24 protein-coding genes are annotated in these 24,932 nt (G+C 46.2%); 6 read left to right on the plus strand and 18 right to left on the minus strand.

Going from position 1 to position 24,932, the window contains the following annotated elements:
* Positions 1-8 precede the first annotated feature (8 nt).
* The 17 genes from MMOL_RS08240 to rpoE form a co-directional block, all read right to left on the minus strand.
* Positions 9-482 carry a SixA phosphatase family protein gene (locus tag MMOL_RS08240; protein WP_015832563.1) on the minus strand — a complete coding sequence of 158 codons (474 nt, stop codon included), beginning with the start codon at positions 480-482 and terminating at the stop codon, positions 9-11.
* Positions 483-509: 27 nt separating this feature from the next.
* The gene (ppk1, locus tag MMOL_RS08245) at positions 510-2,585 is read right to left on the minus strand and encodes a polyphosphate kinase 1 (RefSeq protein ID WP_015832564.1); all 2,076 of its coding nucleotides are present in this window, start codon (positions 2,583-2,585) and stop codon (positions 510-512) included.
* Positions 2,586-2,769: 184 nt separating this feature from the next.
* A complete protein-coding gene (tpiA, locus tag MMOL_RS08250; RefSeq protein ID WP_041928779.1) occupies positions 2,770-3,561 on the minus strand; it encodes a triose-phosphate isomerase in 792 nt (263 codons plus the stop codon).
* Positions 3,562-3,719: 158 nt separating this feature from the next.
* Entirely contained in the window at positions 3,720-4,526 is an 807-nt protein-coding gene (locus MMOL_RS08255; RefSeq protein WP_015832566.1) for a tRNA threonylcarbamoyladenosine dehydratase, read from the minus strand.
* Positions 4,526-4,903, minus strand: coding sequence for a holo-ACP synthase (acpS, locus tag MMOL_RS08260; protein WP_015832567.1), 378 nt, complete (start codon positions 4,901-4,903; stop codon positions 4,526-4,528). The genes MMOL_RS08255 and acpS overlap by 1 nt, the downstream gene beginning before the upstream one ends.
* A gap of 310 nt (positions 4,904-5,213) precedes the next feature.
* Complete coding sequence (gene pdxJ, locus MMOL_RS08265; protein ID WP_015832569.1) at positions 5,214-5,939, minus strand: pyridoxine 5'-phosphate synthase; 726 nt, start codon at positions 5,937-5,939, stop codon at positions 5,214-5,216.
* 75 nt (positions 5,940-6,014) lie between these two features.
* Entirely contained in the window at positions 6,015-6,761 is a 747-nt protein-coding gene (recO, locus tag MMOL_RS08270) for a DNA repair protein RecO (RefSeq protein ID WP_015832570.1), read from the minus strand.
* Between the two features lie 178 nt (positions 6,762-6,939).
* Positions 6,940-7,872, minus strand: coding sequence for a GTPase Era (gene era / locus MMOL_RS08275; protein WP_015832571.1), 933 nt, complete (start codon positions 7,870-7,872; stop codon positions 6,940-6,942).
* Positions 7,869-8,561, minus strand: coding sequence for a ribonuclease III (gene rnc, locus MMOL_RS08280; protein ID WP_015832572.1), 693 nt, complete (start codon positions 8,559-8,561; stop codon positions 7,869-7,871). Before rnc ends, era begins: the two co-directional genes overlap by 4 nt.
* Positions 8,562-8,606: 45 nt before the next feature.
* Positions 8,607-8,996, minus strand: coding sequence for a DUF4845 domain-containing protein (locus tag MMOL_RS08285; protein WP_015832573.1), 390 nt, complete (start codon positions 8,994-8,996; stop codon positions 8,607-8,609).
* Positions 8,997-9,037: 41 nt separating this feature from the next.
* Positions 9,038-9,817: a signal peptidase I gene (gene lepB / locus MMOL_RS08290; protein ID WP_015832574.1), complete on the minus strand. Its 780-nt coding sequence runs from the start codon at positions 9,815-9,817 to the stop codon at positions 9,038-9,040.
* Positions 9,818-9,834: 17 nt separating this feature from the next.
* Complete coding sequence (gene lepA / locus MMOL_RS08295; protein WP_015832575.1) at positions 9,835-11,628, minus strand: translation elongation factor 4; 1,794 nt, start codon at positions 11,626-11,628, stop codon at positions 9,835-9,837.
* A 222-nt stretch (positions 11,629-11,850) separates the two neighbouring features.
* Entirely contained in the window at positions 11,851-13,263 is a 1,413-nt protein-coding gene (locus tag MMOL_RS08300) for a DegQ family serine endoprotease (protein ID WP_041928565.1), read from the minus strand.
* 64 nt (positions 13,264-13,327) lie between these two features.
* Entirely contained in the window at positions 13,328-13,798 is a 471-nt protein-coding gene (locus tag MMOL_RS08305; protein ID WP_015832577.1) for a SoxR reducing system RseC family protein, read from the minus strand.
* Positions 13,799-13,841: 43 nt separating this feature from the next.
* The gene (locus tag MMOL_RS08310; protein WP_015832578.1) at positions 13,842-14,837 is read right to left on the minus strand and encodes a MucB/RseB C-terminal domain-containing protein; all 996 of its coding nucleotides are present in this window, start codon (positions 14,835-14,837) and stop codon (positions 13,842-13,844) included.
* A complete protein-coding gene (locus MMOL_RS08315; protein ID WP_015832579.1) occupies positions 14,834-15,325 on the minus strand; it encodes a sigma-E factor negative regulatory protein in 492 nt (163 codons plus the stop codon). Before MMOL_RS08315 ends, MMOL_RS08310 begins: the two co-directional genes overlap by 4 nt.
* Positions 15,326-15,426: 101 nt before the next feature.
* Positions 15,427-16,044: an RNA polymerase sigma factor RpoE gene (gene rpoE, locus MMOL_RS08320; protein ID WP_148207898.1), complete on the minus strand. Its 618-nt coding sequence runs from the start codon at positions 16,042-16,044 to the stop codon at positions 15,427-15,429.
* Between the two features lie 315 nt (positions 16,045-16,359).
* Here rpoE and nadB point away from each other — a divergent pair, with 315 nt between their 5' ends.
* The 6 genes from nadB to MMOL_RS08350 all read left to right on the plus strand — a co-directional run bounded on the left by nadB (position 16,360) and on the right by MMOL_RS08350 (position 22,102).
* Entirely contained in the window at positions 16,360-17,997 is a 1,638-nt protein-coding gene (nadB, locus tag MMOL_RS08325) for an L-aspartate oxidase (protein WP_015832581.1), read from the plus strand.
* A gap of 253 nt (positions 17,998-18,250) precedes the next feature.
* Positions 18,251-19,759: a DEAD/DEAH box helicase gene (locus MMOL_RS08330; RefSeq protein WP_015832582.1), complete on the plus strand. Its 1,509-nt coding sequence runs from the start codon at positions 18,251-18,253 to the stop codon at positions 19,757-19,759.
* Positions 19,760-19,785: 26 nt separating this feature from the next.
* The gene (locus tag MMOL_RS08335; protein ID WP_015832583.1) at positions 19,786-20,280 is read left to right on the plus strand and encodes a YaiI/YqxD family protein; all 495 of its coding nucleotides are present in this window, start codon (positions 19,786-19,788) and stop codon (positions 20,278-20,280) included.
* Between the two features lie 84 nt (positions 20,281-20,364).
* A complete protein-coding gene (locus tag MMOL_RS08340) occupies positions 20,365-20,844 on the plus strand; it encodes an FKBP-type peptidyl-prolyl cis-trans isomerase (RefSeq protein WP_015832584.1) in 480 nt (159 codons plus the stop codon).
* A 35-nt stretch (positions 20,845-20,879) separates the two neighbouring features.
* On the plus strand, positions 20,880-21,395 hold the full coding sequence (locus MMOL_RS08345; RefSeq protein ID WP_015832585.1) for a hypothetical protein: 516 nt from the start codon (positions 20,880-20,882) through the stop codon (positions 21,393-21,395).
* 92 nt (positions 21,396-21,487) lie between these two features.
* Entirely contained in the window at positions 21,488-22,102 is a 615-nt protein-coding gene (locus tag MMOL_RS08350) for a DUF4202 domain-containing protein (protein ID WP_015832586.1), read from the plus strand.
* 110 nt (positions 22,103-22,212) lie between these two features.
* On the opposite strand, the gene MMOL_RS08355 is transcribed toward MMOL_RS08350, so the two are convergent.
* Positions 22,213-24,930 (minus strand): nitrate reductase, encoded by a 2,718-nt coding sequence (locus MMOL_RS08355; RefSeq protein WP_015832587.1) that lies wholly within the window; start codon positions 24,928-24,930, stop codon positions 22,213-22,215.
* Positions 24,931-24,932: the final 2 nt, after the last annotated feature.

Below are 24,932 nucleotides of genomic sequence, written 5' to 3' on the forward strand. Positions count from 1 at the left end.
TCCGCTAATCAAAAACTAGGTTGTTTCACGGCATCAATGTAGTAATGTGCCAGGCCATTCACCTGGCGCTGGGTTAGCCACCAAACTGCGCCCTTCTTTACCACGCACGCACTTTCGTGTAGACCTAGCAAGCTGCTGATTAGTAAACCAAGATTAGGCTGATGCCCCACCAATAGAATAGTTTGCGTGTTATCCTGATTGGCAACTGCTTGCAGTATGCGCTCCACATTACTCTTTATGTTTAAACAATCAGTAATGTTAACTTCCAGATGATTTAAGTCTTGCAAGGCCTGCACTGTTTGCAGGCAGCGTCGTGCCGGGCTGCATAGAATCTCAGTAGACTCCGGCAAATGCTTATACAGCCACTTTGCCATCTTGGCTGCATCCTTAAGACCTCGCTTAGTTAATGCACGATCATGGTCGCGACCGCTGTCACTTTCCACTTCGGCCTCTGCATGCCGCCAAATGATTAAATTTGCCATGATTTAATTAAGCAGTTTAGTAATCAGTTAATCCGTATATTTATGCAGTAATTGCAGTTGCGCACTATAAATACGCAGCGGCTCACCAGGCTTAGCTTTATGTGCTTGCGCTGCGATAGGCTGATAGGTGCCATCGGCATTTAATATCCATGCATCATGGTTATCTTCTAAGTACATTTGGCAGCATTCCTGCAAAATTCGCGCACGATTTTTAGCATCGGTAATCGGCCATGCAATTTCAACACGGCGCATCATATTGCGGTTCATCCAATCGGCGCTGGAGAGCCACATATGTTCAACTTCTGCGATTTTAAAATAAAACACGCGCGAATGTTCAAGCAAGCGACCAATCACCGAACGTACACGAATTCGGCCATTCAAGCCCGGCGCATCAATCGGCAAGATGCAAGCGCCACGCAGAATCAAATCCACTTCCACTCCGGCACGTCCTGCCCGCACCAACGCCTTCACCAATGCTTCATCCGTTAACGCATTCATTTTCAGAATAATAGAAGCAGGTTTACCAGCTTTTGCACACAACTCTGCAGCTCTAATCTTAGCCAGCATCTGTTTATGCAAATTAAACGGCGCGACCAGCAGTTTCTGCATACGAGGCAATTTAACCTGACTGGCAATATGCCTAAACAGATGCTCCATATCGCGGGTAATCTGCGCGTCAGCAGTCAGCATACTCACATCGGTATAAAGGCGCGCTGTTCTTGGGTTATAGTTTCCAGTAGAAACATGCCCATAATACTGAAGGCCGGAAGCCTCACGGCGCATTACCAATAACATTTTGGCATGGGTTTTGAGCCCCACTATGCCATAAACCACTTGCGCACCCACGGATTCCAAATCCTCAGCCCAGTTGATGTTGGCCTCTTCATCAAACCTAGCTTTAAGTTCCACCACAGCCATCACCTCTTTACCGCGGCGCACTGCTTCTTGCAGCAGCTTCAGCATACGCGGGTCTGAACCAGTACGGTATATAGTTTGCTGGATAGAAAGCACATCAGGGTCATGCACTGCTTCACGCAGAAAATCAATCACCGATTCAAAACTCTCATAAGGCTGATGGATAAGTATATCCTGCTGCTTGAGCTGTGAGAAAAACGACTGATTTGGCACCAACTGCTGGCTAATTTGCGGCTCATATGGCTTAAATTTGAGTTGATCGCCCTCCGCCAAATCGGCCAACTGCATCAAACGTGCGAGATTCACCAAACCATTCACGCGGTATAGCGACTGTTTAGGCAAATCAAATTGCTGCAGCAAAAGCTTAGCTAGTTTTTCATCGCAACCGTGCGATACTTCCAAGCGCACCGCCTCACCAAAATGGCGCTGTACTAAGCCTTTTCTTAATGCTGTGCGCAGGTTTTTTACGTCTTCTTCATCCACCGCCAAATCAGAGTGACGAGTTACCCTGAACTGTGAAAAACATAGCACTTCACGGCCAGTAAATAAGCTAGCCAGATGCGCACGGATAACACTGGATAACGACACAAACTTTTGTTGCTTGCCACTCAAGTGTTTAGGCAGCTTAATCAAGCGTGGCAGTGCTCTCGGCACTTTCACGATAGCAATATTGTTATTGCGACCAAATGCATCGGTGCCACCCAGTGACACAATAAAGTTTAATGACTTATTAGCTACTTGCGGAAAAGGGTGTGAGGGGTCGAGCGCAACTGGCACCAAGAGCGGACGCACACTAGACTCAAAATAACGCGCCACCCAACGCTTTTGCTCCAATGTACGCTCTGCGTTCGAGACCAAATAGACGCCAGCGCTCGCCAGTGCAGGCATTAAATCCGTATTAAAAATCTCGTACTGCTTTTCTACTAAGGTATGTGCAGCTTTGGATATTTCCAAATAGCTTTGTACGTTGACGTCGGTCTTCTTTTCATTGTCACGCATAGCATCCACATGCGGCGCGGCGCGTACTTCAAAAAACTCATCAAGGTTAGAAGACACGATGCAAAGAAAACGCAGGCGTTCAAGCAAAGGATATTCCGCATTTTGGGCAAGACTCAATACGCGCGCATTAAACGCCAATATGCTGATGTCTCGATTAAGTAATTTAAGCGGTGAATTGACTGAACGCATGATATTTTCTAATTAGTTATTTCATTCAGCATAAGTGACAATTATGACAGTGTCATGAAAATTCATAAAAACCGTCATCTCTGTGAAATATGTAAAAGCTTAGCAAACAGATATGGCTATTTTATGTAGGAAACAAACAAAAACCTTATACACTTTGGTAAGGACTACCGCCTATAGTAGAGGTTCACTCCCCATGTGCCAAGGCATTTGCAATCAAAGCTACTTTCGTAAAGGCTTGCGCATCCAGCGATGAGCGCCCCAGCAAACCGCCGTCTATATCATGCATGGACAGCATATCATGTGCATTATCGGCAGTTAGACTGCCGCCATAGAGAATGCGCACCTGCTGTGCAAGCGCATGGTCGCGCGTAGCGATAAGCTGTCGAATCAGCACATGCATCAACTGCGCTTGCTGTGGGCTTGCATGCTGCCCGCTGCCAATTGCCCACACCGGCTCATAAGCCACCACAATATTAAGAGATTTAGCACGTTCCAATGCATCGTCATCCAGTGCATTTAGCATATTCAGCAGTTGCTGCTGAATCACTTCTTCAGCCATACCGGCATCACGCTCTTGCTGCGTTTCGCCCACACAGTAAATTGGCGTTAAGCCACTAGCTAATGCACGCAGGAGCTTAGTCGCAATGATGTCATAGCTATCTAAGCGCAACAGACGCCGCTCAGAGTGCCCCACAATCACGTAGCTGCAGCCAAACTCCGCTATCATTGCAGCAGAGATACATGAAGTATAAGCACCTTCATCATACTGGCTCACATTCTGCGAACCCCACAGAATGTTGCTGCCAGCCAATAGTTGCTGCCCTTGGAACAAATAAACATAGGGTAAACACAGTGCAAAATCTACCGCATCCAGCGCCTGCAGATTTAATCGCAATTGCTGCAATAGCTGCTGATTACCGGCAATGCTACCGTGTAATTTCCAATTACCAACTATGAGCTTTCGTCGCTTAGTCATGCCAACCATCGTCTTTCAATTAGATATACGGGATGGAAAATCACTGCTAATTTGATGCTGGAATTACAAGTTGATACTGAAAATGTATTACCAACCACTGACGTCGCCCCATCTAGCCAGGTCTAAGCGATGATGGCTAACCTACCATGCCCACACGATTATTTTTGCAAGAAAGATTTTAACGCTAACGCGGAGGCGGTAAAGCCGAATGGCGCAGTGACACAGACGCTAGAACCATAACCAGCACAATTCAAGCCTGTTACGCCAGCATTAGTATCAACCTCGCAAGTGGCATCTGGCTTAATCACCGGCTCGTCTGAATAAACCGCCTGTATGCCAAATTTATCGGACTTTTTGGTGTTGCTAGCTTTGGGGAATTGATGGTCACGGCGTAATTGATTGCGTACTTTGGCCAACAATCTATCGCCGGATACATACGCTAAGTCAGTTGCCTGTATGCGAGTAGGGTCCAACCTACCGCCGGCAGCACCTACCGTTACCAAGGGCAGTTTGTGCGCACGGCAAAAAGCGGCAATTGCCACTTTTGCCTTAGCATCATCAACGCAATCAATCACGAAGTCATAGGTCTGCTTCAGCATGACGGCTACATTCTCTACCGTCACAAAGTCTTCCACCTCATGTACGTTGGCCAAAGGGTTAATGGCAAGAATACGCTCACGCATAGCGGTCACCTTGGCTTTGCCGAAAGTGTCGTCTAAGGCATGCAACTGACGGTTGACGTTAGACTCTGCAACATTATCCAAATCAATTAAAGTAATATTGCCTACCGCATTACGCGCCAAAGCCTCGGCTGCCCAACTACCGACCCCACCTATGCCGATCACGCACATATGTGCAGACTGCAATTTCAACAAGCCATCGGCACCGTATAACCTAGCCACGCCACCAAAGCGCCGCGCCATATCCGGTTGCTGCATAGTATCGAGTACAGTGACTTCAGACATTATATTTCCAGCACTACAAAAGCTGCGGCCAGGTTTTTTTCATCACTAATACTGATATGCATATGGCTAATATTTTTTTCATCTAATAACGCCTGCAATACTGGCGCCAGCACCAATATAGGCTTACCTAAAGCATCATGGCTTACTGATATATTTTGCAAAGTGGCAGGGGCACGCAAGCCAGTACCTAAGGCTTTAGAAAACGCCTCTTTAGCGGCAAACCGCTTAGCTAAAAAACGCGCTTTAATCTGCGATTGCTCATAACTAGCCAACTCGCTCTCCGCCAGTATTCTGCGTGCGAAAGCATCGCCAAACTCTGCAATTGAGTCTTTAATACGCGTGACTTCTACAACATCAGTACCTATGCCAAAAATCATAAATCCGTTTCTACTATTTTTTGAGATTGTTTAAAATCGCAGCGCGTACAACTCTCTACCAGATACGTGTCTTTTTTCACAAAATAAGTAAATAACGACCCTACTAAACCGATGGCGCCAAAAATTAAATATCCAGGGAATCTTCCACTACCGCTGTGTGCAATTATAGGAAATGCAAAATACAGAGCACAAAAAACTATCGCACTAAAAAACAATGCGACTAGCACCCCTTCCCAAGACAGCGTAATGCGCCTAGTGACATAGGTATTGTTGGCACACCGGGGGCATTGACCTTGCATAGGTTAATAAACTATTTCGCAAATTCTTTAATCAGTGCTTTCATCTCGCGCACGGCATTATCCCAACCCACAAACAAGGCATGGGCCACAATGGCATGGCCGATATTTAGTTCTTCAAAGCCGTACATACGTGCAATGTGATGCACATTATGGTAGTGCAGGCCATGCCCAGCGTTGACCACTAAACGCGCGTCTTTTGCATGATGCAGCGCACGTTCGATACGATCCAGTTCGCTAGTTTGCGCGCGTTCCGTTTCTGCATCAGCAAAAGTGCCAGTATGCAGTTCAATCACCGGCGCACCTACTTTAACTGCCGCATCTATTTGTGCCAAATCTGGCGCAATAAATAACGAGACACGAATACCAGCATCACTCAGTTTTTTAACGGCGTGCTGTACTTTATCAAAGTTGCCAATCACATCCAGCCCACCTTCGGTGGTGCGCTCTTCGCGGCGCTCTGGCACCAAGCATACATCCTGTGGCATAACCTTAATTGCGATATCCAGCATCTCATCTGTCACGGCACACTCAAGGTTCATTTTGGTTTGCAGTAGCGGGCGCAAAGCAAAAATGTCTGCATCTTGCATATGTCGGCGATCCTCACGCAAATGCAAAGTAATGCTATCCGCACCAGACTGCTCAGCACGCAAAGCCGCCTGCACTACGCTAGGATATTTAGTGCCACGTGCCTGACGAATTGTTGCAACGTGGTCGATATTGACACCCAATTTAATCATGCGTCTATCACCTTATAAATCAAAATATTATGGCAGCACAGACACAACTCACATTGCGCTGTCTCAAGAAGTTCGTTAATACCCTTGCAATTCAATCAGTAACTGCCGAGTATGTAATGGCTTATCGCCTAAATAATGGGCTAGCAAATAACGCATCAACTGCTTGCTCTGCTGCTGGGTTTGTTCATCGCTATAATCGTCATGCAGCATATCGATTAAGGTCTTGCCGGACAGCTGCACACCATTTTCATAGCGTGTCTCATAACGTGCAGAGGCACAGCGTATTGGGTAGGCACCGTGCTCGGCCTCATAACGATAAGCCTGCTGCATCACTATCGGCGTGTTATTGACGTCCAACTGTAGCGGTATTGCGTAGCCTAGTTCTTGCAGAAACTTCAGCTCAAAACGACGCAACGTTGTCGCCAGATGCTGTTCACTCGCCAAGGCTTTTAAGGTCTCAGCATAATAGGCAAACAAGGCTTCGTGCGGGTCTTCACGCGGCAGCAGTCTTAGCAAAAGCTCGTTAAGGTAAAAGCCGCACATCAGTGCTTCGCCCTGCAACAGCAGTAAACAACCGTTCCACTCTAAGCCGTGTAAAGTTTTAAGCTCCAGCTTACCTGACCATGTTGCCAACATAGGCTGAAACGCCTGTAGCATGCCGCGCATGGCGGAGCGTGGACGCCTTGCGCCTTTTGCGGTGGTGGCAACGCGCCCGAACTCACGTGAAAACAGCTCAACCACCAAGCTGGTTTCTTTAAATGGATAGGTATGCAGTACGTAAACGGACTGATTGTCTTGACGATGAGAACTCGCTGACGCCATAAATACTATTCAATCACCTTGATACCAGCAGCCATGTTCATGGTATCGAGATTAACGTCATCTAGAACCAATTGCATCAACGTGCCACCATTACCATCAAAAAAACCGACAATTTGCCCAATCAATCCCAGCTTAATAAGCTATGAGTTAATTAGACAGAAATAACACAACCTTGCGATTAATAACCTAACGATTTTAGGGCGCGTGCATCATCTGCCCAACCGCCTTTAACTTTCACCCAAGTTTCCAAATAAACCTTGCCTCCAAACAGTTTTTCCATGTCTTGTCTGGCTTCGGTAGAAATTTGCTTTAGCTTCTCACCATTTTTACCAATCAGCATAGGTTTTTGGCTATCTTTATCCACGATGATGGCGCAAAAAATTCGGCGTAATTTACCCACTACTTCAAATTTCTCAACCTCTACCGCTACTGAGTAAGGAATTTCATCACCTAGCAGTCTAAATATTTTCTCACGCACTAATTCTGCCGCTAGGAAACGCTCATTTTTATCGGTCAATTCATCTTCCGAGTAAATCGCTTCTTGCTCAGGTAAATAAGTGCGGATAGATTTTAATAACTCATCTAGATTCAAGCTCTTTTTCGCGCTGACCGGTACGATTTCTGAAAATGGAAATTCCAAATCAAAGTCTTGAATCAGTGGCAGAATATTGCCTTTATCGCCCATTAAGTCCAGCTTATTCACCACCAAAATCGTCGGTGTTTTATCAGACAATAGTTGCAATACCTTACGGTCAGCATCACCTAACTTCATTGGCTCAATCACAAACAGCACCACATCTACTTCCGTCAGCACTTGGGTGACTGTTTTATTTAGGCCTTTATTCAACGCATTGAGGTGCTTTTGCTGAAAACCTGGTGTATCAACAAATAAATACTGCGTATCATCTGTCGTATGAATACCCAATAGACGGTGGCGCGTAGTCTGTGCCTTACGCGAGGTAATCGCCAACTTCATGCCTAAAATATGGTTAAGCAGCGTAGACTTACCCACATTCGGGCGCCCAACAATCGCGACCGTACCGCATTTAAAAGGCCCATCACTTAAAGCAGCAACCGCTTTGACTTCAAGTTCGTGATCAATATCTGTCATTTTTTAACTTTTCCAATATGGAGTTTATTTAACGCAAGCAAAGCGAGCTCTGCTGCCTGCTGTTCAGCTATGCGGCGGCTTCTGCCCTCGCCTACTGTGCGAATTTGATGTTTTTCCACTAGACACTCCACCACGAATTTTTGCTCGTGTGCTTCACCACTAGTGTGTATAACCGTATATTCAGGGACTGCGATCTTTCTACTCTGCAACAACTCCTGCAGCAAAGATTTAGGATCTTTATCTATGACTTTAGGGTCTATGGTTTCCAGCTTGCCGGCGTATAGACCCAACACGAAAGTTTGCGCCGCTTCAAAACCGCTATCCAGATAAACTGCACCGATAATGGCTTCCAGGGCATCAGCCAAAATAGACGGCCTGCGCCAACCGGCACTCTTTAACTCACCTTCACCTAGCAATAACGCATCACCAAGATTCAGAGATAAGGCAATTTCGGATAAGGTCGCCTCTTTTACCAATTGCGCACGCAGACGGCTTAAATCACCCTCTGCTAGCTTGGGGAAACGCTGATATAACTGGTGCGCAATGATGAAATTAAGGGCACCATCCCCCAAAAACTCAAGCCGTTCGTTATTCTGGCCTGCATAACTACGATGAGTGAGTGCCTGTGTTAACAAGCTTTCATTCACAAACTGATGCGACAAGCGCCTTAATAACTCTTGTTTAGACATCAATACCGCCAGAAGTTAACTGCTTATTCAATTTTTTCAAATACACTACTTGCCATCACTACGCGCTGAAAAGTCTATCAGCACACTTACATTACCCATAATCGGCTTAACAACCTCATATGAAACCGACACGACTGCACCACCATCAGGCGCTTTCTCTATCACCAGATCTGAGCCTTTAACGGTATCAACATAGGCAATCGAAGCGCGTTTTTCAAACGAATCTTTAATTTCTTTGTTGGTCATCGTACCTAGCGATTCAGACTGCATGGCTTTCAGCACTTTTTTCACTGACATAAACTCAATATAAGCCGGAGCAACTTTCATGACAACCAAAGCGGCAAATACGACAAAAGCACCAACGATTAACATGCCTAATAAAGTGGCGCCCTGCTGTTTTTTAACGCGTTGCATATGCATTAACTTATTCACCATCATTAATCTCCATATTTAGTCAGTTTAGTACAGCCAAATCATTAGTCTATTTTATTGCCGATTCTAGAACCCTGATCAAAATTCATCCAAATAAAAAATGCCTTGCCGACTAGATTCTGCTCCGGTACGAAACCCCATACTCGGCTATCGGAACTATTATCTCGATTATCCCCCATCGCCAGATATTGTCCATCCGGTACAGTGACTTCTTCACCTTCTGCAAATTTAGCGCCTATGGTGTCCGCATCGTAGTTGCCAATCACGTTATGTACCAAAATATCATGATTTTTACTGCCTAGCTGCTCATGATACTGTTTTGCCTGCACCACATTAAGCCCAGACATCACGTACTCATAATAACCGGCGCTCTCGACAGCAACCGGCTGTCCATTAATAGTGAGGCGCTTATCCTGATAGCCTATTTTATCGCCAGGCAAGCCTACTACGCGCTTGATGTAATCTATAGAAGGGTTAGGCGGATAATGAAACACGATGACATCACCACGTGCCGGCCTATTCACCGGTAGGAAGGTGTTATTTAAAATGGGAACGCGCAGACCGTAAGTAAATTTATTCACCAAAATAAAGTCACCAGCCAATAAGGTTGGCATCATAGAGCCTGATGGAATCTTGAACGGCTCAACAATAAATGAACGCACCAAAAACACCACCAAAATAACGGGGAAAAAGCTCTTAGCGTACTCAACCAGCACTGGCTCATCCGCGCCCGCAGGACGTTTTTTACTTAATACAAGAATATCAAATAGCCAAATTAGCCCAGTAACCAGCAATACGACTATCATAAAAAGCGCGAACATCATGGCGTTTTACCTTATTTTTATTTATCTTCTACTCTTAAAATCGCTAAGAATGCTTCTTGCGGAATCTCAACGCTACCCACTTGCTTCATGCGCTTTTTACCCTCTTTTTGCTTCTCAAGCAACTTACGCTTACGGGTAATATCACCGCCATAACATTTGGCAATCACGTTTTTACGCATGGCTTTTACTGTTTCACGCGCAATGATGTTGGCACCAATAGAAGCCTGAATTGCCACATCAAACATCTGACGCGGGATTAATTCACGCATTTTTGCTGCCACCTCACGGCCACGATAAACGCTGTTGCTGCGATGCACAATCAGACTTAACGCATCCACACGTTCACCGTTCACCATAATATCCAGTTTAACCAAATCAGCCGCACGGAACTCTAAAAACTCGTAATCCATACTTGCATAACCACGAGATACAGATTTCAGACGGTCAAAGAAGTCTAACACCACCTCATTCAATGGCATTTCATAGCTTAACATCACCTGACGGCCCATATACTGCATATTGCGCTGAATGCCACGTTTACCGTTACATAAAGTCATGACTGGGCCTACATAATCTTGAGGCATCAGCAAGTTCACCACAATCATCGGCTCACGAATCTCTTCAATGCGTGATGGCTCCGGTAAGCGTGATGGATTCTCAATCTGTACCACCTCACCATTTTTAAGCAGTAGCTCGTAAACTACCGTTGGCGCGGTGGTAATCAAATCCATATCGTATTCGCGCTCTAAACGCTCTTGCACAATTTCCATGTGCAGCAGACCCAAGAAGCCGCATCTAAAACCAAAGCCTAATGCAGTTGAGTTTTCTGCCTCAAACAGCAAGGACGCATCATTCAAACGCAATTTTTCTAGCGCTGTACGCAGTGCCTCAAACTGGTTGGATTCAACCGGGTATAAACCAGCAAACACTTGCGGCTTCACTTCTTTAAAGCCTGCCAATGGCTCGGCTGCAGGCTTAGCAGCCAAGGTCACTGTGTCGCCCACTTTAGCAGCAGCCAACTCTTTAATGCCTGCAATCACAAAGCCCACTTGGCCCGCTGACAATGCAGTTTTTTGTAACGATTTTGGTGTAAATACGCCTACTTGCTCGCACAGGTGCTCAGAACCGGTTGCCATCAGGCGAATCTTGTCTTTAGGTTTTAGTGTGCCGTCCACTACGCGCACCAACATCACTACGCCTACATAGTTATCAAACCATGCATCAATCACCAAGGCTTTAAGTGGCTTAGTAGCATCACCTACTGGTGGCGGTACTTTAGCAATCACCGCTTCCAGTACGTCACGCACACCCACACCAGTTTTAGCAGAACAACGCACGGCATCTGACGCATCCACGCCAATCACATCTTCAATCTCCTGAATCACTCGGTCAGGGTCGGCTGATGGCAAATCAATTTTATTCAACACAGCCGTTACTTCCACGCCTAAATCCAGCGCGGTGTAACAGTTGGCCACACTTTGTGCCTCCACGCCCTGGCTAGCGTCAACGACCAGCAAGGCGCCTTCGCAAGCAGAGAGTGAACGCGAAACCTCGTAGCTAAAGTCTACGTGGCCTGGGGTATCAATTAAATTCAAATGGTAAATCTGTCCGTCATCCGCCTTATATTCCAAAGCCGCTGTTTGCGCTTTAATCGTAATACCACGCTCACGCTCAATATCCATAGAATCAAGCACTTGCGCTTCCATCTCACGATCTGCCAAACCACCGCATAGGTGAATAATTCGATCCGCCAAGGTGGATTTACCGTGATCGATGTGAGCAATAATGGAAAAGTTACGAATGTTTTTCATGTTTAATTTTTTAATAATGACTAATTGACGGCTAACGGGCTGTTCAGATAACAATACAAAGCGTACTTAATATTTGGGCATACCGGATATAAAGGCATACTAGACAATAAGGGCGCACTAGGCGCCCTTATTGTTAACCGAACAGCTCGGATTTTACAGCAAATTCAAAGTATTAACATCTACAGATTAATGCTTAGCCTTTATTATGCGGTGAAACAGCATTTACTTGGCACTTGGTATTTTAACCGGCACATACAGGGTGCTCTCACCACGCAACACGAGCAATGCAACGGTTTTACCTGCAGCAAACCCAGCCAACTGCTTGTTAAATTGCTCAAGGCTTTGCACTTCGGTATTATTTAAACCTAATATCACATCACCGCGCCTAATACCTGCCTGCGCTACAGCACCTAACGCATCCATCACCAAAAGACCATTTTTACCATTCAGCTTTTTCTTTTGCTGCGGTGTAAGCTCTTTTAAGATTAAACCAACACGGTCCGCATCCTGTTTGACTGCAGGCTTATTCGCTTGCGCCGACTCAGACGGGTCTGATGGCATTTCACCAATTGCCACACTCAAGGTTTTATCACTACCTTTACGCAGCACTTCCACTGGCACGGCTTTGCCTGGTCTAGCCGCACCGACCGCACGCGGCAAATCTGTAGAGCTGTTAATCGGCTTACCGTCAAATTTAATGATGACATCACCAGCCTCTACACCACCTTTGTCCGCAGGGCCGCCTTTTTCTACCCCGGCAACCAAAGCACCATTGGTATTCTTCATGCCAAATGATTCCGCCAACTCCTTGCTCAACTCTTGAATCACCACCCCTAACCACCCTCTAGTTACCTTACCAGAAGCTTTTAATTGGTTAGTCACCTCAAGCGCCACGTCAATAGGAATACTGAACGACAACCCCATAGAACCACCGCTACGGCTGTAAATTTGCGAGTTAATACCCACTACTTCACCAGCCAGATTAAACAATGGCCCACCAGAGTTACCCGGATTAATCGCAACATCGGTCTGAATAAATGGAACAAAGTTTTCCTGCGGCAACGCTCTGCCCTTGGCACTCACAATACCGGCAGTCATGGTATTTTCTAGGCCAAACGGAGAGCCAATCGCCGCTACCCATTCACCCACTTTCAATTTATTGGGATCGCCAATTACCACTTTTGGCAAACCTGTTGCCTCAATCTTTACCAGCGCAACATCGGTACGCTTGTCTGCGCCGATAATCTTGGCTTTAAATTCACGTTTATCGAATAACTTAACAATCACCTCATCCGCATCAGACACTACGTGCGCATTGGTCAAGATATAGCCATCACTGCTGATCACAAAACCAGAACCGAGAGACTGTGATTTATACTCTGGCTGGGCCCCGCCGCCATTTTGGCCTGGAAAATTAGGAATACCAAAGCGCTTAAAAAACTCCTGTAACTGCTCATCGCCCAACATGCCCGGCAACTGCGTAGGACTAGCACGCATATTTTGCGTAATGCTGATATTTACAACCGCAGGTCCTTGCTTTTCTGCCAGCTCGGTAAAATCCGGCAAATCTTTAGCATGCACATTCACTGCAGAACACAAAACAAATATCACTGCAGCAAGCCAACTTCTCATCATCTACTCACCCCACTTAATTATGTTTGAAATATGTTTAAAAAATTTAAATGTTTCAAATACCAAGCTAATTAATGCCTGATGCATCACTGACCACATCATCAGCATAGCGCAACACCACAGCCTGATATGAATTAACACCCGCAGAACGCCCGCGCCCCATCAAGTACCATTTAACCCAGAAAAATCCTATGCACAAACCAAAGACGGCAGCTAGCACTACGTACAGCTGATTGTTAAATAAAGCCTCGGCTAACACTGAAAAGAAAATCAGGCTTAATAGAGGCAGCACATACAGCAAAAAAACCGAGCGTAATGCCATGCGCTCATCAATGCCAACCACGACACTGTCGCCAACCTGTGCATTGATGCCATTTTCCGCTAAGAATGTTTGGCTTTTATGACCAAGCATTTTGCCCCAAGTTGCATTACCGCAACCACGTCGCTGCCCACAAATGCTGCATGCGGTTCTGCGCTCGATTTCCAGCTCAACTGCACCTTGCTGGCAACGAATGACGACTGCGTGTTCTTCTATCATAAGGATGAGTGAAACTGACCAGAGAGTGATTTAGTAATAACTACTATTTCCCAATGACTACCGCGTTGGCAATCTGCACCACGGTTGCCTCAGGCACCTCACCCACCGCAGTCACCAGATAGCCGTGATTCACACCGGCATAAAAACTGGTATAGCCGCTAGAGGCTAACGCCACTTTGGTTTTTTCGCCTTTATTCGTAGGCTCAATAAATAATGACACCGTGGCCAAGCCATCTGAAAAAATCATATGCATGACGGGATAAGGTTTACCTGGCACCATACGTACTATTTGATCTACCTTGCGATAACCGGCTGGCAGCTCTTTAATCTCCCATGTCACCGACAATTTGCCATCAGGCAAAATCACCGGCTCATCTGCCATTACATAGCTCTTTTTGCTATCAATGCGTGGGGTGAACCAATCAAGACCAACCGAATTTAATAAGGACACGCGGTTAAAGCCAATACTCTCAATAATCTCACTGCGCTGATTAAATCTGACGGACTTTAATAACAAACCATACTCGTCATCTATCCAGAATTTATAGCTATAACGCAACCTGTCTTTAGGCTCCAGAAACAGAATTTGCGCCTGACGGTCTGCCACCCGTTCATGGGTGCTTAAATGTACGTTGTAATTATCTTTAATCGTATCAAAGTTTAGCGGCAACATGGCTGGGAACATATTTTGGCCGCGCTTTTTCTCAATCACTATTTTTTCGTTTTTAGCGTTATAAATCACCAGATTACTACCTTGGCTCAATACTTCACGCGATGCACCATCTAACACCACATTGCGAGAAAATTCGTTTCTGCCATCAAAAAAATGGGTAATTTGTACCGCTTTCGCCTGCTGACCTGTTTGGTAAACAAAGACACCTTCATAACTTAAAGCACGCGCGGCAACGGCTGCTTTTTGCAACATCACCCATAATTCATCATCGCTAGTGGCATAGCTAGCAAAACTCGTTACACATAAAACAAATAGCGTAAGCCCGGCGAGTGGCTTAGCCGAAAAAACGCGACTGCTTGAAATCATTCTGAATAATTCACTGATTGAATATAGTATGAACTCGTTGAGGGGGCTAGTGATTGATGCGCCATCAAATACTCATTGGGAATGGATTCGCTGGTAGTTGTGACTTGCGCGACTTCTAGTGCTGCGGCGGGGTTAGGCTCAGTTTGCTGCTGCAATGCCAGCCAACCCACCACCATTACAGCAGCAAAGGATGCCGCAATAGACCAGCTAGCGGGTAATTTATCTTTTAATACTGCTGTAGTTTTTTTATGGGCTGTAACCTTTGATGCACTAGGGGCCAGCACTGTGGGTTCTTGTTCTATTCTTTGCATGAGCTTTTGTTTAAAGCTCGCGCCTAACGCCACATCGCCACGCATCGCGTCGCCAATCAAGTGGTACTGATGCCAAGTTTGCGAGGCTTGTCTACTAGTGTGTATGGACGCAATCAGATGCTCAGCATCTTCTACTGCAATTTCGTCATCCATTAAAGCAGAAATTTGTTCACTCATCACTTACTCCTAATACACTACTAACAACGCATCGATAATTTCGTGCTTTAATCAAATCGTTAAAATCTAAATAGCGGCAAAACTTAACGACAAACGTTTACTTACCAACGCTTATTTTCTGGTGTATCCAACAAAGGTCTTAATTTCAGCGCAATCGTCTCACGCGCTCTGAAGATTCTTGAACGCACTGTGCCAATTGGGCAACTCATAATGGTTGCGATTTCTTCGTAACTTAAACCCTCAATTTCACGCAAGGTAATAGCCGTCTTCAACTCTTCAGGCAGGCCTTCCACGGTATCGTTAACCGTTTGCGCGATCTGCTTGGTCATCATGCTGGATTCAGGGGTTTCTGTGGTACGCAACTCATCACCACTGTCAAAATTCTCGGCATCTTCGATTTCAATATCAGTAGACACCGTAGGACGGCGTCCCATAGAAACCAAGTAGTTTTTTGCCGTATTAATACCAATACGATAGAGCCAAGTATAAAAAGCACTATCGCCTCGGAAATTTGGTAATGCACGATACGCTTTGATAAAGGACTCTTGCACCACATCCTCAATCTCAGCCTGATCGCGAATCATGCGTGATAACAGACGCGCCAACTTGCGCTGATATTTATCAACAAGCAGGCCAAACGCACGCTTATCCCCGCGTTGCGCGCGCACTACGAGCTCATGATCAATCTCACGATTACCAGAAACTGGTGCATTAGCCACTACTTGCAACCCCTCTGTCGCACCCACTTTGGTCTGTTCAATTTTATTATCAAATCTTTCACTTCTGTAAGTATAACCCTGGCCTGCAGGTTGAACGAAGTTAAATTGGACTAATTCCTGAATTTTACTGGGTTGTATCATTACTTTGCCTCCACAGCATAAGATTTTTAATCTAATTACTTTTCATCTAATGACAACTAAACGATTACTTTTTTATGTTTACTACGTTATTTCTATTGCCTTTTATAAAGACCGCGATACACTCTTAGAAGTTCCGAACAATTCAATCCTCCCCCACACAAATCCTTGTAAATTATGCAGCAATTTGATGTTTTAATTATTGGCAGCGGCCTCGCAGGACTCTCGCTTGCACTCAGAACTGCCGATCATAAAAAAATCTGCTTAGTCAGCAAACGCAGCATTAACGACACAGCCAGTAATTGGGCACAAGGTGGTATTGCAGCCGTACAAAATAACGAGGATTCTATAGACGCTCATATTCAAGACACGCTGATTGCGGGCGCCGGCCTTTGCGATGAGGCAGTCACGAGGAAGGTAGTGGAGCACGGTAAAGAAACCGTAGAATGGCTGATCGAACAAGGGGTGAAGTTCACCCGTGACAGTAATAACAGCAAGTACCATTTAACGCGCGAGGGCGGCCATAGCCACCGTCGCATTATCCATGCGGCAGACGCCACTGGCCACGCGGTACAAACTACGCTGGCCGACCAGGTAAGACAACACCCTAATATCACCCTACTTGAAAACCACATTGCGGTGGATTTAATCACTACGCACAAGGTGAAAAATCTAGACCCAAAAATCACTGAAAACAACGCATGCTTAGGCGCTTATGTGTTGGACAACAGCACCGGCAAAGTCATCACCATAGGCGCACACAATACTATTTTGGCCACTGGCGGCGCCGGCAAAGTGTACCTTTACACGACCAACCCTGATGTAAGTACTGGCGACGGTATCGCCATGGCGTGGCGCGCTGGCTGCCGCGTAGCCAATATGGAGTTCATTCAATTCCACCCAACCTGCTTATTCCACCCTCACGCTAAATCCTTCTTAATCTCAGAAGTGGTGAGAGGTGAAGGTGGCTTACTTAAGCTGCCGGATGGCACCAGATTTATGCCAGAGTATGACCAGCGTGCAGAACTGGCGCCAAGGGATATCGTAGCGCGCGCCATAGACTTTGAAATGAAAAAACGCGGGCTTGACTGCGTGTATCTAGACATTTCGCACAAACCGCTCAGCTTTATACAAGAGCATTTCCCGAATATCTATAAGCGTTGTTTAGAGCTGGGCATTGATATCAGCAAAGCACCCATCCCTGTTGTACCAGCTGCACACTATACCTGCGGCGGCGTAATGACAGATGATAAGGGCCAAACCGACGTGAACCACCTCTACGCAATTGGCGAAACCTCTTGCACCGGCCTGCATGGGGCAAACCGCTTAGCCAGCAACTCATTATTAGAGTGTTTAGTATTTGGCAAAGCAGCGGCTGAGGACATTTTAAGCCAGGCCCAACACACAGTGACCAACCTGCCATATTGGGATGAAAGCCGTGTAACAGACGCAGATGAAGAGGTATTAATCACCCACACCTGGGATGAGTTACGTCGCTTTATGTGGAACTACGTTGGTATTGTTCGTACAGACAAACGTCTTAGCCGTGCGCTGCATCGCATACATATGTTGCGTGATGAAGTGCATGAGTTCTATAGCAACTTTAAAATTAGCAACGACCTGATTGAGTTGCGTAACTTGCTGCAAGTGGCAGAACTGATTGTATTAAGTGCGATTGAACGCAAAGAGAGTCGTGGCCTGCACTGTAGCAAAGACCACCCCAATTTAGAGGAGGAAGCCATTCCCACTGTGCTGGAGCCCTCCAATTACTACAGCCTACTAGATAGAGAGCATGGGCTTAAACATCAGCATTAACTTTGTCACTCCTTAAAAACACAGCATATCAACACCAAAAAAATCTGACTTTTAAACAAAATCTGACTTTAATCCGAATACTCCGTATAATTCAGGTTATTCCCTGCGCAAACCAATCAGCGTAGCGGTCTTAAAACATTAAATCTTTCCTGATTCATACAATCACGTAATTGATTTTTACCTATGCCTACCTCGATTGGTGTTGCTTCACAAAGTAATAGGTCGGCTTAAATTTCCCAGCTGAGGCTACACTTTGACTATTGAAACAAGCAACACAACCACCTTTGACTCTTTAGGTTTATCCGAACCTATCCTACGTGCAATTAATGACGCTGGTTACAGCGCCCCTACTCCGATTCAAGCCAATGCTATTCCACTGGTATTATCCGGCGGTGACTTATTAGCTGGCGCACAAACCGGTACCGGTAAAACTGCAGGTTTCACCCTGCCGATTCTGCACTTACTTAGCAAAAAGCCACGTGCTGAAGCTGCTGCCAGCCGCCCACGCTGCTTGATGCTCTCACCCACACGTGAACTTGCAGCGCAGATTGAAGAGTCAGTAAAAACTTACGGTAAACATCTGCCGCTGACCTCCACCGTGATTTTTGGCGGCGTGAATGCAAATCCGCAAATTGCCCGATTAAAAAAACCACTGGATATTTTGGTGGCAACACCAGGCCGTCTGCTAGACCATGCCAATCAAAAAAATGTTGATTTATCCGGCATTGAGATTTTAGTACTAGACGAAGCTGACCGCATGCTAGATATGGGCTTCATCCGTGATATTAAGAAAATTCTGGCAATACTACCTAAGCAGCGCCAAAACTTGCTGTTCTCAGCCACCTTCTCTGAAGAAATTAAAGCATTGGCAGATGGCCTGCTGCATAACCCAGGCTTTGTTGAAGTAGCGCGCCGCAATACCGCCTCAGAGTTAGTTGAACAAACGGTACATATGGTGCCGCAAGCGCATAAACGTGATTTGGTTACCCACCTGATTAAACACCATGATTGGAAGCAAGTATTAGTGTTCACACGTACCAAGCATGGTGCTAACCGCTTGGCGGAAAAGCTGATCAAAGACGATATTCAGGCAGCGGCGATTCACGGCAACAAGAGCCAAGGTGCACGTACCAAGGCATTGGCACAATTTAAAGATGGCAGCATGCGTGTATTGGTAGCAACCGATATTGCAGCACGCGGTTTGGATATTGACCAATTACCGCAAGTAGTAAACTTTGAATTACCCAATGTACCGGAAGACTATGTACACCGTATTGGCCGTACTGGCCGTGCCGGCAGCAGCGGCGCTGCGGTTTCTCTGGTTGATAGAGAAGAAATCAAACTATTAAAAGATATTGAAAAGCTGATTAAGCGCGAAATCCCAAGAGTCAGTGTTGAAGGATTTACACCTGCCGCTAATCCGGAGCCTGAAGCGCCACGCGCACCGCGTCCGCAGCAAGGGCAACGCCGCAAACCTCAGGAAAATAGCAAACAAGCCACGCCAGCAAAGAACAATGCTGCGGCACCAAGCCAACAAGCCAAGCGCTCGCAACCAGCACAGCCTCGCTCACAAAAACCAATGTCTGAGGCGGCTAGACATCAGGCCATGCCACAAAGTGCGCTTTTTTCACCTCAACCAACTAACAGCAACCAACGTGGCAATCGCGGCAATAGCAACCGCGGGCAAGTAGCGCGCGGACAGCAAAACCGTGGTAATGCCAACCCTGGCAGCCAATACAGAACGGGTGGTAGAGACCGCTAACGCTAGCCAAACAAAGTCAGCATACGATGAAGATATGGGTAGATGCAGACGCGTGCCCGGTTGTGATAAAAGAAATTTTATTCAGGGCTGCAGAACGCACCAAGATTACCACCACGCTGGTGGCTAATCAGTTTCTGCGCACGCCACCTTCCACCTATATTAAGACGGTGCAGGTTGCCAGTGGCTTTGATGTTGCTGACAATCATATTGTGTTAGCCCTACAGGCTGGTGACTTAGTGATTACCGCGGATATCCCGCTCGCGGCACAGGTAGTAGAAAAAGGCGCCTACGCGCTGAACCCGCGCGGTGAACTCTATACCGAAGCCAACATCAAAGAACGCTTAAGCATGCGTAACTTAATGGAAGAGCTACGCAGCAATGGTGTGGAGATTAGCGGGCAATCTGCATTCAATCAGGGTGATCGCCAAGCGTTTGCCTCTGCACTGGATAAACTAATTGCTAACTATCTGAAAAATAATCAGGTTTTATCCAATAGTGTTTTACCAGTAGATACAAAATAAATATCACCTATATTTAAGTTATTCCAGAAATTTAGATTAAAATTTCAACATTATTTTCAACAAACCCAGTTAGAGGATTTAACCATGCAAGTTGCAATGAACACTGTTGTCACAATGACTTACGAACTGAAAGATGCTGATGGCAATGTGCTTGAATCAAGCAATGAGCCAGTAGCGTACTTACACGGTGGTTATGACAACATTTTCCCAAAAGTTGAAGAAGCTATGCACGGCAAAAATATCGGTGATGTAGTGGTTGTAGATTTACAACCAGCCGATGCTTTTGGTGAGTATGACGAAGAGTTGGTACAAATTGAGCCAGCGAGCGCTTTTCCTGCTGCAGACCTAAAAGTAGGCATGCAATTTGAAGGTGAAGATGAAACTGGCGACGTTGTGCTATACACCGTAACAGAAATTGCAGATGGTAAAGTGATTGTAGACGGCAACCACCCTTGGGCTGGTGAGCGCGTTGTGTTCACAGCAACCATTACAGCTGTACGCAGTGCAAACAAAGAAGAAGTTGCCCACCAACACGTACACGGTGCAGGCGGCCACCACCACTAATCAATTGCCAACTAGCAACTTTCTAGCGCATATTGATGAAACCGTTTTTGCTGAATCTGTTAGCCTGCGCTTTGCTATACTGTGCGCAGGCAGCTATTGCTGCCACAACCTACCGTTGTAGCAGCAATAGCTTTCAAGATACGCCATGCCTGAACTACAGCCACAGCAAACCATTGAAATCAGCGGCAAAAACGGTAACTAACCCTGAACCAACCAAAGCCCCAGCTCCATATGTCGTGGATGCTGATTGCAAACAACGTGGCGATGCCGCCAAGAAAATCATGTGGCAGCGTCAGGTAGGTAAAACCAAAGAACAACAGCTAGAGGCTACGCAAGACACACCGACACATGCGCTAATTAGCGAGGTTTACAACCAGCGCGGTACTGTTGTAGAAGTCAGAAACAATGTTGAGCTAGCCTGTATGCAACAGAAAGAAAAAGATAAGCTCGCAGCGCAGTTATTATTAGCGGCAAACAAGCTGAAACGGCATGACAATTCAACGGCCGCAACACCTGAGCCAACCGCTACCGGCAAAGCCAATAAAAACTGATACCAACCAAAATGCGCACTTCGCATGCGCTAAAATCAATACCCCTGTTTAACCCAAGACTTTAAAAACTTAAGCCTTCAAATCTACCGCCCATGAATATATCTAATCCATCACAGTTTGACCAAGCCATCGCGCGCTTTGACGCATTTAATGCTTTAGACCCCAACCTGGAAGATATGACCGGTGCCAGCCAGCCTAAAGAGTTAGTTTATGCACAGCGCATGACGGAGATGCTCAAACGCTACAGTGCAGAGGCTTCTGAGGCGCTGTTGCTGGCAGCAAGATGCCAGCATATCGGCCGTTGGAAAACACCGCGTAGCGACTACCCAATGACCAAGCCGGGATACCACCAATGGCGCAATGCACTAAAGTCGTTTCATGCTGATACCGCACGCAGTATTCTGAGCGAACTTGCCTATGATGCAGCGACAATTGACCATGTATGCGCATTGGTAAAAAAAGAACTGCCAAGAACCAACCTTGAAGCGCAGACACTGGAAGATGTCATCGTATTAGTCTTCCTTGAGCACTATCTTGCGCAGTTTGTCGCCACGCACAGCGACTACGAAGAAGCAAAGTTCGTAGATATATTGGTTAAATCTCTACGTAAAACCTCACCACAAGCGCATCAGTTTATTTTATCCATGACAACATTACCGGAAGCACTAGCACCGCTGGTAAAAAAATTAGTGATGGAACAGTTCTAGCCTGTATTGGAAATAGCGATTCAATTTGATTACCATGAGACAAGCAGCTTAAAAATAAAAAAGCGCACTACATCGCAGTGCGCTTTTTTTTTAGCTAACGTGCTTTAGCCTTAATTTTTAGCATAGATACGTACCAATTGTTTTAACTCAGGCACACATGAGCCACACTGCGTACCGCATTTAAGCTTGTTCTGTAGCGTAATCAAATCTGCACCCAACTGAATATTGTCGATAATTTCGTTTTCGGCAACATCTAGGCAGTTACATACAATCTTACCGCGGCTACGCTGACCAGCTGGCGGCGCACTTAACGGTGCCAACGCCCAACGGCGTAGCTCTGGGCTAAACTCACCGGTACCCATCACGTCTTTAAGCCATGCAGTCGCCAGGGTCTCACCAACCAACCTTACACCTGTCACTTCGGCTTTATTTTCCAAATTGGTTTCAACCAGAATACGCTTACTGATACCACGTTTAGCATCCAGATAATTGAGTAAAGGTGCATCACCAGTCATACCGAGTATCGCATCAATCTCTTCAATCATCTGTGCATCCGGCGCCTCCGTATGTGCAGCTCGCAGGATAAGCATGCCGCTATGGGTTTCGGTCTGGCGACCAAACAGCCCACAGCTGGCGTATTCAAAGTGCGATAAGAAACCTCTGATTTTTTGCAGCACCTCCAGATTATGGATGGTGCGCATCACCGTCATCCGCCAAGGCAACTCTAACTTCTCTAGCTTAATCGCGGTGTGTTTGAGTTCTGGCTGTTTAGAGGTTTTGTCAAAACTTGGCGGCATTAACGCATTCACACCCAAACCATTCATATACTGGCTGCCCCAGTGCATCGGAATAAAAGTTTGTGATGGTCTTACCTCATCTGACACCTGAGCCGGTAATACTAGGCTACCCCGCTTGTTACTGACTTTAACGATGTCGCCATTGTTAATAGAACGGCGCATCATGTCGTCAGCGTTCATCTGAATCACTGGCTCTTCTGCATGGTTAAACAGCTGCGCAACGTTACCGGTGCGGCTCATGCCATGCCACTGATCGCGTAATCGGCCAGTAAGCAAGTGTAATGGATGACGTGCATCGGTTTTATCCGCCGTCGCTTTATAAACAGCATTCACAAACTGCGCTCTACCATCAGGCTTTTGGAACACGCCGTCGGCATACAAACGTGCCTTACCACTAGCATCGCCCTCTTTAAACGGCCATTGCTGTGGACCTTGCTCGTTAAGCAAGTCGTAGCTTAAGCCTGTAATATCGAGGTCGCGTCCACGTGTGGTTTCGCGGTGCTCGTTAAAGATTTGCTCTGTAGTGCTATAAGGAAATAAAGCGCTACCTTTCGCAAGCCTTTGCTCTAGACGCTGCGCAAAGTCTACTGCGATTGCCCAGTCATGGCGCGCTTCCGCAGGCGTTGCCACAGCAGGGTTCACGCGCGTAATACGGCGCTCTGAATTGGTCACTGAACCTTCTTTTTCGCCCCATGTGCTTGCTGGCAGCAGCACATCGGCATATTTTGCGGTTTCGGTATTATTGAAAGCATCTTGTACTACCACAAACTGAGCGGTATCCAAGGCCTCCAGCACACTATTCAGGTCTGGCATAGAGTGTGCTGGGTTAGTGCAGGCAATCCAGATGGCTTTAATACTGCCCTCTTTTACCGCATCAAACATCTCAATGGCTGATTTACCAGGTGTTTCCGGCACGCTATCTACGCCCCATAAGTCAGCGACTTCTGCGCGATGCTCAGCATTAGCTAAATCTCTATGGCCAGACATCAGCGTAGCCATACCGCCCACCTCACGCCCACCCATGGCATTAGGCTGACCTGTCAGCGAGAACGGTCCAGCACCCGGTTTACCGATTTGCCCAGTGGCCAAATGCAGGTTAATCAGCGCTGCATTTTTTTCTGTACCGTGCACAGACTGGTTCAAACCCATACAGTACATAGAAAGACTAGGGCCTTTGCCAAACCATTTAGCGGCAGTGATAATATCTGCCTCTTTAATACCGCAAATATCAGCTACCATTTTAGGCGTGTATTCACGTACGGTTTCTTTTAGCTCTGCAAAGCCATTGGTGTATTGCTCGATATAGGCATGGTTCAACATACCTTCCCATAGCATGACATGCAACATGCCGTTAAATAATGCGACATCCGTACCCGGCAAAATTGCTAAGTGCAAATCAGCAGCCTTGGCGGTATCGGTTTGGCGTGGGTCAACCACTACTATTTTTAAATTAGGATTCTTTGCTTTGGCATCTTCAATCCGACGATAAATGATCGGATGCGCAAAAGCTGTATTGGAGCCGGCAATGAATAAGCACTCGGTATGATCGATGTCTTCATAACAGGCAGGCGGTGCATCTGCACCTAAGGTCACTTTATAACCTGCGACGGCAGACGACATGCACAGACGCGAGTTAGTATCTACGTTATTCGTACCAATCAAGCCCTTAGCCAGTTTGTTAAAGACGTAATAATCTTCAGTGAGTAACTGCCCGGAAAGATAAAAAGCAACGCTATCAGGACCATGTGTTTCAATAGTTTTAGCAAACTTCTCAACCGCTAAGTCTAGTGACTCATCCCATGTCGCGCGCTTGCGTGGTAAATCACGGTTAGTACGCAGTTCTGGGTATAGCAGGCGATTATCCAGCTTAGCTGACAGATGCAGCGTAGAGCCTTTGGTACACAAACGCCCAAAGTTGGCCGGATGGTTCGGATCACCTTTAACATCGATAATTTTGTCGTTTTCAGAGTGAATAATCACCCCGCAGCCTACGCCGCAATAACAACAGGTACTTTTAGTTTGCTTAATCAAGT

Origin of the sequence: Methylotenera mobilis JLW8 (assembly GCF_000023705.1) — a bacterium.
GTDB lineage: Bacteria > Pseudomonadota > Gammaproteobacteria > Burkholderiales > Methylophilaceae > Methylotenera > Methylotenera mobilis.

Bases quoted from the DNA above. Each gene is read 5' to 3' on its own strand.
- MMOL_RS08240 (WP_015832563.1), bottom strand. From the start codon at position 482: ATGGCAAATTTAATCATTTGGCGGCATGCAGAGGCCGAAGTGGAAAGT.
- ppk1 (WP_015832564.1), bottom strand. From the start codon at position 2,585: ATGCGTTCAGTCAATTCACCGCTTAAATTACTTAATCGAGACATCAGC.
- tpiA (WP_041928779.1), bottom strand. From the start codon at position 3,561: ATGACTAAGCGACGAAAGCTCATAGTTGGTAATTGGAAATTACACGGT.
- MMOL_RS08255 (WP_015832566.1), bottom strand. From the start codon at position 4,526: ATGTCTGAAGTCACTGTACTCGATACTATGCAGCAACCGGATATGGCG.
- acpS (WP_015832567.1), bottom strand. From the start codon at position 4,903: ATGATTTTTGGCATAGGTACTGATGTTGTAGAAGTCACGCGTATTAAA.
- pdxJ (WP_015832569.1), bottom strand. From the start codon at position 5,939: ATGATTAAATTGGGTGTCAATATCGACCACGTTGCAACAATTCGTCAG.
- recO (WP_015832570.1), bottom strand. From the start codon at position 6,761: ATGGCGTCAGCGAGTTCTCATCGTCAAGACAATCAGTCCGTTTACGTA.
- era (WP_015832571.1), bottom strand. From the start codon at position 7,872: ATGACAGATATTGATCACGAACTTGAAGTCAAAGCGGTTGCTGCTTTA.
- rnc (WP_015832572.1), bottom strand. From the start codon at position 8,561: ATGTCTAAACAAGAGTTATTAAGGCGCTTGTCGCATCAGTTTGTGAAT.
- MMOL_RS08285 (WP_015832573.1), bottom strand. From the start codon at position 8,996: ATGGTGAATAAGTTAATGCATATGCAACGCGTTAAAAAACAGCAGGGC.
- lepB (WP_015832574.1), bottom strand. From the start codon at position 9,817: ATGATGTTCGCGCTTTTTATGATAGTCGTATTGCTGGTTACTGGGCTA.
- lepA (WP_015832575.1), bottom strand. From the start codon at position 11,628: ATGAAAAACATTCGTAACTTTTCCATTATTGCTCACATCGATCACGGT.
- MMOL_RS08300 (WP_041928565.1), bottom strand. From the start codon at position 13,263: ATGATGAGAAGTTGGCTTGCTGCAGTGATATTTGTTTTGTGTTCTGCA.
- MMOL_RS08305 (WP_015832577.1), bottom strand. From the start codon at position 13,798: ATGATAGAAGAACACGCAGTCGTCATTCGTTGCCAGCAAGGTGCAGTT.
- MMOL_RS08310 (WP_015832578.1), bottom strand. From the start codon at position 14,837: ATGATTTCAAGCAGTCGCGTTTTTTCGGCTAAGCCACTCGCCGGGCTT.
- MMOL_RS08315 (WP_015832579.1), bottom strand. From the start codon at position 15,325: ATGAGTGAACAAATTTCTGCTTTAATGGATGACGAAATTGCAGTAGAA.
- nadB (WP_015832581.1), top strand. From the start codon at position 16,360: ATGCAGCAATTTGATGTTTTAATTATTGGCAGCGGCCTCGCAGGACTC.
- MMOL_RS08335 (WP_015832583.1), top strand. From the start codon at position 19,786: ATGAAGATATGGGTAGATGCAGACGCGTGCCCGGTTGTGATAAAAGAA.
- MMOL_RS08340 (WP_015832584.1), top strand. From the start codon at position 20,365: ATGCAAGTTGCAATGAACACTGTTGTCACAATGACTTACGAACTGAAA.
- MMOL_RS08345 (WP_015832585.1), top strand. From the start codon at position 20,880: ATGAAACCGTTTTTGCTGAATCTGTTAGCCTGCGCTTTGCTATACTGT.
- MMOL_RS08350 (WP_015832586.1), top strand. From the start codon at position 21,488: ATGAATATATCTAATCCATCACAGTTTGACCAAGCCATCGCGCGCTTT.